The organism is Acidocella sp., from assembly GCF_052326845.1.
Lineage (GTDB): Bacteria > Pseudomonadota > Alphaproteobacteria > Acetobacterales > Acetobacteraceae > Acidocella.
In genome coordinates, this window is the sequence record NZ_JBKQJR010000213.1 from 1 (window position 1) to 7,024 (window position 7,024).

The 7,024-nt window shown below is 65.6% G+C and carries 11 protein-coding genes; 5 read left to right on the forward strand and 6 right to left on the reverse strand.

The window, feature by feature from the left end; all coding sequences use genetic code 11:
• Positions 1 to 101: 101 nt before the first annotated feature.
• Complete coding sequence (locus ACLPJJ_RS14125; protein ID WP_443591627.1) at positions 102 to 1,457, reverse strand: APC family permease; 1,356 nt, start codon at positions 1,455 to 1,457, stop codon at positions 102 to 104.
• Positions 1,458 to 1,700: 243 nt separating this feature from the next.
• Here ACLPJJ_RS14125 and ACLPJJ_RS14130 point away from each other — a divergent pair, with 243 nt between their 5' ends.
• Positions 1,701 to 2,333, forward strand: coding sequence for a Maf family protein (locus tag ACLPJJ_RS14130; protein WP_443591628.1), 633 nt, complete (start codon positions 1,701 to 1,703; stop codon positions 2,331 to 2,333).
• On the opposite strand, the gene ACLPJJ_RS14135 is transcribed toward ACLPJJ_RS14130, so the two are convergent.
• Genes ACLPJJ_RS14135 through ACLPJJ_RS14150 form a run of 4 tightly spaced genes read right to left on the reverse strand, consistent with a single transcriptional unit; the run spans position 2,278 to position 4,242 of the window.
• Positions 2,278 to 2,691, reverse strand: coding sequence for a helix-turn-helix domain-containing protein (locus ACLPJJ_RS14135; RefSeq protein WP_443591629.1), 414 nt, complete (start codon positions 2,689 to 2,691; stop codon positions 2,278 to 2,280). The genes ACLPJJ_RS14130 and ACLPJJ_RS14135 overlap by 56 nt on opposite strands.
• On the reverse strand, positions 2,688 to 3,203 hold the full coding sequence (locus tag ACLPJJ_RS14140; RefSeq protein WP_443591630.1) for a Smr/MutS family protein: 516 nt from the start codon (positions 3,201 to 3,203) through the stop codon (positions 2,688 to 2,690). Before ACLPJJ_RS14140 ends, ACLPJJ_RS14135 begins: the two co-directional genes overlap by 4 nt.
• 7 nt (positions 3,204 to 3,210) lie before the next feature.
• Entirely contained in the window at positions 3,211 to 4,017 is an 807-nt protein-coding gene (locus ACLPJJ_RS14145; protein WP_443591631.1) for a transglutaminase-like domain-containing protein, read from the reverse strand.
• A 27-nt stretch (positions 4,018 to 4,044) separates the two neighbouring features.
• Complete coding sequence (locus ACLPJJ_RS14150; protein ID WP_443591632.1) at positions 4,045 to 4,242, reverse strand: DUF1192 domain-containing protein; 198 nt, start codon at positions 4,240 to 4,242, stop codon at positions 4,045 to 4,047.
• A 127-nt stretch (positions 4,243 to 4,369) separates the two neighbouring features.
• Between ACLPJJ_RS14150 and ACLPJJ_RS14155 the strand changes: the two genes are divergently transcribed.
• A complete protein-coding gene (locus tag ACLPJJ_RS14155) occupies positions 4,370 to 4,945 on the forward strand; it encodes a DUF1013 domain-containing protein (protein WP_443591633.1) in 576 nt (191 codons plus the stop codon).
• Between the two features lie 43 nt (positions 4,946 to 4,988).
• Here the strand turns inward: ACLPJJ_RS14155 and ACLPJJ_RS14160 are convergent, their stop codons facing one another.
• On the reverse strand, positions 4,989 to 5,156 hold the full coding sequence (locus tag ACLPJJ_RS14160) for a YdcH family protein (RefSeq protein WP_443591634.1): 168 nt from the start codon (positions 5,154 to 5,156) through the stop codon (positions 4,989 to 4,991).
• Between the two features lie 161 nt (positions 5,157 to 5,317).
• Here ACLPJJ_RS14160 and ACLPJJ_RS14165 point away from each other — a divergent pair, with 161 nt between their 5' ends.
• The 3 genes from ACLPJJ_RS14165 to ACLPJJ_RS14175 form a co-directional block, all read left to right on the forward strand.
• Positions 5,318 to 5,521 (forward strand): YdcH family protein, encoded by a 204-nt coding sequence (locus tag ACLPJJ_RS14165; protein ID WP_443591635.1) that lies wholly within the window; start codon positions 5,318 to 5,320, stop codon positions 5,519 to 5,521.
• 23 nt (positions 5,522 to 5,544) lie between these two features.
• A complete protein-coding gene (purE, locus tag ACLPJJ_RS14170) occupies positions 5,545 to 6,000 on the forward strand; it encodes a 5-(carboxyamino)imidazole ribonucleotide mutase (RefSeq protein ID WP_443591637.1) in 456 nt (151 codons plus the stop codon).
• On the forward strand, positions 5,997 to 7,024 hold a 1,028-nt coding region (locus ACLPJJ_RS14175; RefSeq protein WP_443591636.1), incomplete at its 3' end, for a 5-(carboxyamino)imidazole ribonucleotide synthase. The genes purE and ACLPJJ_RS14175, both read left to right, overlap by 4 nt.

Consider the following 7,024-nt stretch of genomic DNA (forward strand, 5'->3'; position numbering starts at 1 on the left):
CAGCAGCATCTTCCCCTGGCCGGCCGCACCCTGCCAGTATCTGCCGCAGATCTTCCTCGCCTATGTCGCCATCGGGCTGGCCTGGTTCCTGGTGCTGAAGTTCAAGTCCCCGCAGGTGCTGACGAGCATCGCCAACGACATGGAAGGCTGATCTGCGGCAGATACTGGCAGGGTGCGGCCGGCCAGGGGAAGATGCTGCTGTAAATCACGAACACCATGAGCGCCCCGCCAATGACGGTGGAGACGACATGGAACGGCTTCAGTATGCCGGCCTTGAACACATCCACCGAGGAGGTGAGCGCAACGCCAAGATACACGATGACGAAGCCGAAGGTGCAGAGCGTCCCGGTTTCATCGAAGGCGTTGAGGAAGCCCTGCGGCAGCAGTGCCAGCGCGCCAAGAAGCACCAGGGCGGTGCTGGTGAGGATGGCCGCATAGGGCGTCTTGTGCTTCTTGTGGACCAGACCCATGGAGCCGTGCAGGAACTGGTAGCGGCCCATGGAGTAGAGCATGCGCGAGCCGGCATTGACGCAGGCCAGCGTGCAGGCAAAGGCGCTGATGGAGGCCGCGAAATACACGATCGCGGCGGCCCAGGGCAGGTGCGCGGCGGCCGTCATGTCCGAGAAGGGGGAGCCGGAATTGCCGATGGCGCTGGCATTGTCGTTCATGCCCAGCACCATGAAGTAGCAGATTATGGTGAAGAAGATGCCGGCGGCGGCGACGCTGCCCATCACGGCGAAGGGCACGGCGCGCTGCGGGTCGCGCGCTTCCTTGGCCAGGGTGGCGGAGCTCTCGAAGCCGACGAAGCTGAACACCGCGAAGGCCATGGCCGACATGATGCCGCCGACGGGCAGCTTGGACACGGCAAGCTGGGTGGGGTCCACCACCGTGCCATGCTTGGCCACAACCATGGCGGTGATGATGATGACGATGCCGATCGAGACGACCTCCAGGATCAGCCCGACGCGCGAGGACAGCTGGATATCGCGGTAAGCGGCGTAGGCGACCAGGCCGATGAAGGCGACCATGTAGATTGCCAGCCCGGTATGGGGCAGGACAAGACCGAAGGAGGCCAGGATCGAGGTGAGGAAGAGCGGCGCGCTGGACGCCACGGCGATGCCGCAAGAGAGATAGGCGAGGATCATCAGCCAGCCGGCCAGGGCGCCGGGGATGGGGCCGAAGTTACGGCCGATATACACAAAGTAGGAGCCGGCCTCCGGGTGGCGCTTGGCCAGGGTGGAGATGCAACTGCCGACGAACACGCAACCGACGGTGGCGATGAGATAGGAAATCCACGAGCCGACACCGGCGATGCCGGCGACGACCGAGATGTTGATCGCGGGTGTCAGGGTCGGGGCGATATTGGCGATAGACTGGCCGATGGTCTCGGGCAGGCTGAGCGCGCCTTGCCGCAATTGGGGCGCGGCATGCGCGGCGACATCTGTGGTGGCTACCATGCTTATCTTCTCCTTACGTTAGGCGGCGCCGCGGGCACGGCTGATTTTTCTGATAATGCAAAGCTCGTGCCTGAATGGTCAGCACCGCGGCGCACCCGCCCTTGCGCGGACTTGCCGGCGGATAAATAAAAGGAACGTAAAATAAATAAGGAGAGCGTAAATAAGCGCAGCTGGAAGAACCAGCTTGGCTTTGAGCGCGGACTGATAATAATTTGTGCAATTTGTCTATGCAGGTGGCGGTTTGTGATTAACGGTGATGAATTTTTCGCCCTGATAAAGGGTGGCGCCGCGCCGCGCTTGATCCTGGCCAGCACCTCCGCCGCGCGCCAGGCCATGCTGCGCCAGGCCGGGCTGGATTTCGCCGCCATCCCCTCCGGCGTGGACGAGGCGGCGCTGAAGCAAGGCTTTGCCGGCACGCCGGAGGAGTTGGCTTTGGCTCTGGCGGCGGCCAAGGCCCGCGCGGTGGGGGCGTCGCATCCCGGCGCTCTGGTGCTGGGGGCGGACCAGCTTCTGGTGTGCGATGGCGCGGTGTTCGACAAGCCTGCGGACCTCGACGAGGCCGCCGCGCATCTGCGCCGTCTCTCCGGGCGCACGCACCAGCTTGTCACCGCGGCCTGCGTGGTAACGGGCGGGGAGATCGCGTGGTCGCATGTCGAGCGGGCCACGTTGAGTGTGCGCGAGTTGAGCGAGGCGTTCATCGCCCGCTATCTGGCAGCGGAGGGCAAGGAGGTCCTGGGCTGTGTCGGCGCCTACCGGCTGGAGGGGCTGGGCGCGCAGCTCTTCACGCGTATCGAGGGCGACCACTTCACCATTCTCGGGCTCAGCCTGCTGCCTTTGCTCGGCTTCTTGCGCGGCGCGGGCGTGCTGGCGGCGTAACCGGCTGGGCCTGGTCCAGCAGCGCCTGCATCTTCTCCACGGTCTCGGCATCCAGGTGGCGCAGTTCGCGCGCCAGCCGGTTGGCCAGCACTGTCTGCGCCGGGGTGAGCCCGCCCGCATGCAGCTTCAGCCGCGGGCGCGAGACTTTGGCCAGCGCTGCCAGCTCGTCGGCATCGTCCCAGATCAGCCCGAAATACTGGCAGATCTGGTGGATCAGCCCGGCGGACGGGGTGCCGCGCTGCCCATGTTCCAGCGCCGAGAGATAGGCCGCCGAGATTTCAAGCGCCGCCGCCATTTCCCGCTGCGTCACGCCGCGCGCCAGGCGCAGCTGGCGGAGCCTTTCGCCGAAAGGCGTCATCCCCGCACCCGGCGCAGCAGGATGCGCACCGAGCCAGGATTTGCCGCATGCGGATGCGCCATGGCCAGGATCAGCGGCCGCAGGCTCGGGGTGTTGAGCCAGTGCGGCAGTTCCCGCGCCAGGATCTCGCCATTGCCGGTGATGATCTCGACACAGCGCAGCCGCGCCCCATGCGACCGCTCCAGGAAGTGCAGCACCTCGCGATGCGCCTTGGCGGCGGTGTGGCCGTGCAGGTCCAGTCTTGCCTCGGCGCGGATCTTGCCGGCGCGGAAGTGTTTCCAGGTGGATTTGTCCAGCCCTCCGGGGGCGGCATCCACACCTATATAAGGTGGCGGATGCGCGAGCTTGGGCCTCGGCGCCTGAGGCGGCAGGGGTGCTGCCTCGGGCGGCGCGGCGGGCAGTTCCGGCGGCGGGGGCAGGCGGGCGAGCCCGGGCATAAGCCGGGTGAGCGTACGGCCATACGCCGCCCAGAGGCGAAGATCCTCCTCCGATAATCCCCTGCGCCGCGCCATTGTTCAGTCAGATCGCCTCATGGGTCCAGACCGTAAAGCTCTCCAGCGTGTTCGGCCCGAATGTGTGGGTGATGGCGACATCCATGGCGTCCCGCCCGTAGGCGATGAGCACCCGTCCCTGGCGCGGCTTGTTGTTGCGCGGGTCGAACGTATGCCAGGCGCCGCCGAGATAAGCCTCGAACCAGCCGGCGAAATCCCCCGGCGTATAGGGCGGAGGCTCGCCGATATCGCTTAAGTACCCGGTGCAGTAGCGGGCGGGAATGTTCAGGCAGCGGCAGAACGCCACGGCCAGATGCGCGTAATCCCGGCACACTCCCACCCTCTCGCGGAAGGCCTGCGCCGCTGTGCGGGTGGCGCGCGCCTGCATGTAGTCGAATTTGATGTGCTTGTGCACGAAGTCGCACACCGCCTGCACCCGCGCCCAGCCGGGCGGCGTGTGGCCGAACAGCGCCCAGGCGGTTTCGGTCAGTTCGTCCGTCTCGCAATAGCGGCTCCCCAGCAGGAATTCGAGCGTCTCGACAGGCAGGTCCTGCACCTCGTGCTGCTGTGCGTTGGGGTGTTGCGGGTCTGGCAATCCGGAATCCCACACCGTGCCGGCGCTGGCGAGACGGAAGCGCCCCGCCGGGGCCACGAGCCGCGAGCACCAATTGCCGAACCCGTCCCGGTAGGTGGTGACCGGCACCTGCGGGGTGGTGGTGAGGATGTCCGGCACGATAATATCCGCCACCCGGCTGTGGTGCACGTTCAGCACCAGTAACATCGGCGTGGCTTGCGGCAGTTGGTAGATCAGTTCGTAGCCAATCGCGATTTGCAAATTTTTGGTCCTTCTGGCGGTGCGCCATTAATCCTTAGGCTTGAAAAACGAGGCCGCCGCTGCGGCATGCGCCTGCTTGGCGGCGATCGCCTGGCGCACGCGGGTGATTTCCTCCTCCAACGCGGTGATATAGGCGGTCAGCTCCTCCACCCCCAGAGCGTCCAAAACGGGAGGGGAGAACAATTTTTTGGCCGGACGGGGTGAATCTTCTTCTGGAAATGTCATAAAACGATCTTGACCGAAGGGTGGCGCGGGTTCCATACCCCGCGCAAGTTTAACTTGCGTGGCCCACGCGCGAAACTATTTGCGTTCCAGGCGGCCGCGCCTGAAACGGTAACAAGGTTCTCTATCCATGCCCCTACCCCTGATGCCCAAAGCTACCGCAGTCTGGATGATTGACAAGACCGCGCTGACCTTCGAGCAGATCGCCGATTTCTGCGGGATGCACCCGCTGGAAGTCCAGGCCATTGCCGATGGCGAGGTGGCGCAGGGAATCAACGGCTACGACCCAGTGGCGAACAAGCAGGTCACGGCGGAGGACATCGCCCGGTGCGAGCGTAACCCGGCTCTGCGCCTGAAGCTGCTGGCCACGCCGGAGATGAACCAGAAGAAGCCGAAAGGCGGGCGCTACACCCCCGTGGCCAAGCGCAACGACCGGCCGGATGCCATCGCCTTCCTGCTGCGCAGCTACCCGCACCTCACGGACGCGCAGATCATCAAGCTGCTCGGCACCACCAAGGACACCATCCAGAAGATCCGCGACCGCTCGCACTGGAACAGCGCCAATATCAAGCCGCGCGACCCGGTGATCCTGGGCCTGTGCAAGCAATCCGACCTGAACGACGCCGTGGCCGCCGCCAATGAGCGCCTGGCCCGCGAAGGGCTGGTCCCGCCGCCGCCGCCCAGCTCCTCGGAAGCCGCCGAGTAATAAAAAAAGGGGGCCTTCCGGCCCCCTTTCCGCATTCCGCGTCTTAGCGCGTCTTCAATCTTTCCATCTCCTCCTTCAATCGCAACTTTTCCACCTTCATGCGGGCCAGAGCGGTGGCATCCGGGCTGGGTCGGCGGTCTTCCGCCAAAATCTTGCTTTCCAGGCTGGCATGCCGCCCCTTCAGGGCATCGATACGCGATTGCAGGTTCATAGTGCCTCCTTAAGGCTCTTAACGATGGTCCCCAGGCAATTGCCTTACGCGGGCAAAGCCCAGGATGCCGAGGCTAATCCTGCTGCCACGGAATTGTCACGTGAAAAATACGGGCAAAAATTCCGGTTTCAGTGCGGCGCAAATGCTATTATTGCTCGGTCATGCTGACTGACAGAGACAATCTTCTGCGCCGCCTGCACGCGCTGCGCAGCGAGCACCGGGACCTTGATACCGTGATCGCCCGCATTACCGAGATCGGGCCGATCGACCAGCTGCAGGTGCAGCGGCTGAAGAAGCGCAAGCTCGGGCTGAAGGACGAAATCTCGCGGCTGGAAAGCCGGCTGATCCCGGACCGCACCGCGTGAGCGCCCCGCTGGTTGGGATTATCATGGGCAGCCGCTCGGACTGGCCCGTGATGCAGCATGCGGCCGAGATGCTGGAAAAGCTCGGCGTGGCCTATGAGGCGAAGGTGGTGTCAGCCCACCGCACGCCGAAGCGGCTTTACGACTACGCCACCTCCGCCGAGGCGCGGGGGCTGAAGATCATCATCGCGGGCGCGGGCGGTGCTGCGCATCTGCCGGGCATGGCGGCGTCCATGACCAACCTGCCGGTGCTTGGCGTACCGGTGGCGGTCACGGCGTTGCAGGGGCAGGACGCCCTGCTTTCCATCGTGCAAATGCCGGGCGGCATTCCGGTCGGCACGCTCGCCATCGGCAAGCCCGGGGCGATCAACGCGGGCATCCTCGCCGCCTCCATACTGGCCCTCTCCGACGACGCGCTGCGTAGCCGCCTGGCGGCGTTCCGCGCCGCGCAGACGGACAGCGTGCCGGAGACGGTGGAATGAGCGCCCTGGCTCCTGGTGCGGTCATCGGCATCATCGGCGGCGGGCAGCTTGGCCGCATGTCCGCCATGGCGGCAGCAAGGCTCGGCTACCGCGTGCATGTGTTCTCGCCCGAGGCGGACGGCCCGGCGGCGCAGGTGAGTGCCGCCAGCACGGTGGCGGATTACGCCGATCTCGAGGCGCTGCGGCGCTTCGCCGATGCGGTGGATGTCATCACCTTCGAGTTCGAGAACCTGCCCGCGGACTCACTCGCCTTGCTGGAGAGCCTGAAGCCGGTGCGCCCAGGTCCCCGCATTCTCGCCATCAGCCAGGACCGGCTGCTGGAGAAGCAGTTCCTCAACAATGCCGGCATCGCCACCGCGCCCTGGGCGGCGGTGGAGAGCGAGGCGGAGTTGGACGCGGCGGTGGCCAAGCTCGGCCTGCCTTCGGTGCTGAAGACCACCCGCCTCGGCTATGACGGCAAGGGCCAGGCGCTGCTGCGCGCGGCGGGGGATTTGGCCCCGGCCTATGCGCGCCTCGCCCCCAAGCCGCTGGTGCTGGAAGGTTTCGTCGATTTCGCGGCGGAAGTCTCGGTGATGGTGGCGCGCGGGGTGGATGGAACCGTCGTCACCTACGATGCGGTGGAGAACCGCCACAAGCACCATATCCTGGACCTCACGCTCGCCCCCGCGCCGCTGCCGCAGGATCTGCTGGCCGAGGCGCAGGACATCGCCCAGCGCGTGGCGGAGGAGCTGGAGCTGGTCGGTATTCTGGGCGTGGAGATGTTCGTCACCGCCGATGGCAGGCTGCTGGTGAACGAGATCGCCCCGCGCCCGCATAATTCCGGGCACTGGACCATGGATGCCTGCCCCTGCGGCCAGTTCGAGATGCAGATACGCGCCGTGACCGGGCTGCCTTTGCCGCCTGCGGTACGGCACTCTGACGCGGTGATGAAAAACCTGATCGGCCCGGATGACATGGCGCTCTGGCCGCAAATCCTGGCGACTCCGGGGCTGATTGCGCATCATTACGGCAAGGCGCAAGCCCG

Coding starts and splice junctions, on each gene's coding strand:
- ACLPJJ_RS14150 (WP_443591632.1), bottom strand. CDS start 4,242: ATGACATTTCCAGAAGAAGATTCACCCCGTCCGGCCAAAAAATTGTTC.
- purE (WP_443591637.1), top strand. CDS start 5,545: ATGGGCAGCCGCTCGGACTGGCCCGTGATGCAGCATGCGGCCGAGATG.
- ACLPJJ_RS14135 (WP_443591629.1), bottom strand. CDS start 2,691: ATGACGCCTTTCGGCGAAAGGCTCCGCCAGCTGCGCCTGGCGCGCGGC.
- ACLPJJ_RS14155 (WP_443591633.1), top strand. CDS start 4,370: ATGCCCCTACCCCTGATGCCCAAAGCTACCGCAGTCTGGATGATTGAC.
- ACLPJJ_RS14160 (WP_443591634.1), bottom strand. CDS start 5,156: ATGAACCTGCAATCGCGTATCGATGCCCTGAAGGGGCGGCATGCCAGC.
- ACLPJJ_RS14140 (WP_443591630.1), bottom strand. CDS start 3,203: ATGGCGCGGCGCAGGGGATTATCGGAGGAGGATCTTCGCCTCTGGGCG.
- ACLPJJ_RS14165 (WP_443591635.1), top strand. CDS start 5,318: ATGCTGACTGACAGAGACAATCTTCTGCGCCGCCTGCACGCGCTGCGC.
- ACLPJJ_RS14125 (WP_443591627.1), bottom strand. CDS start 1,457: ATGGTAGCCACCACAGATGTCGCCGCGCATGCCGCGCCCCAATTGCGG.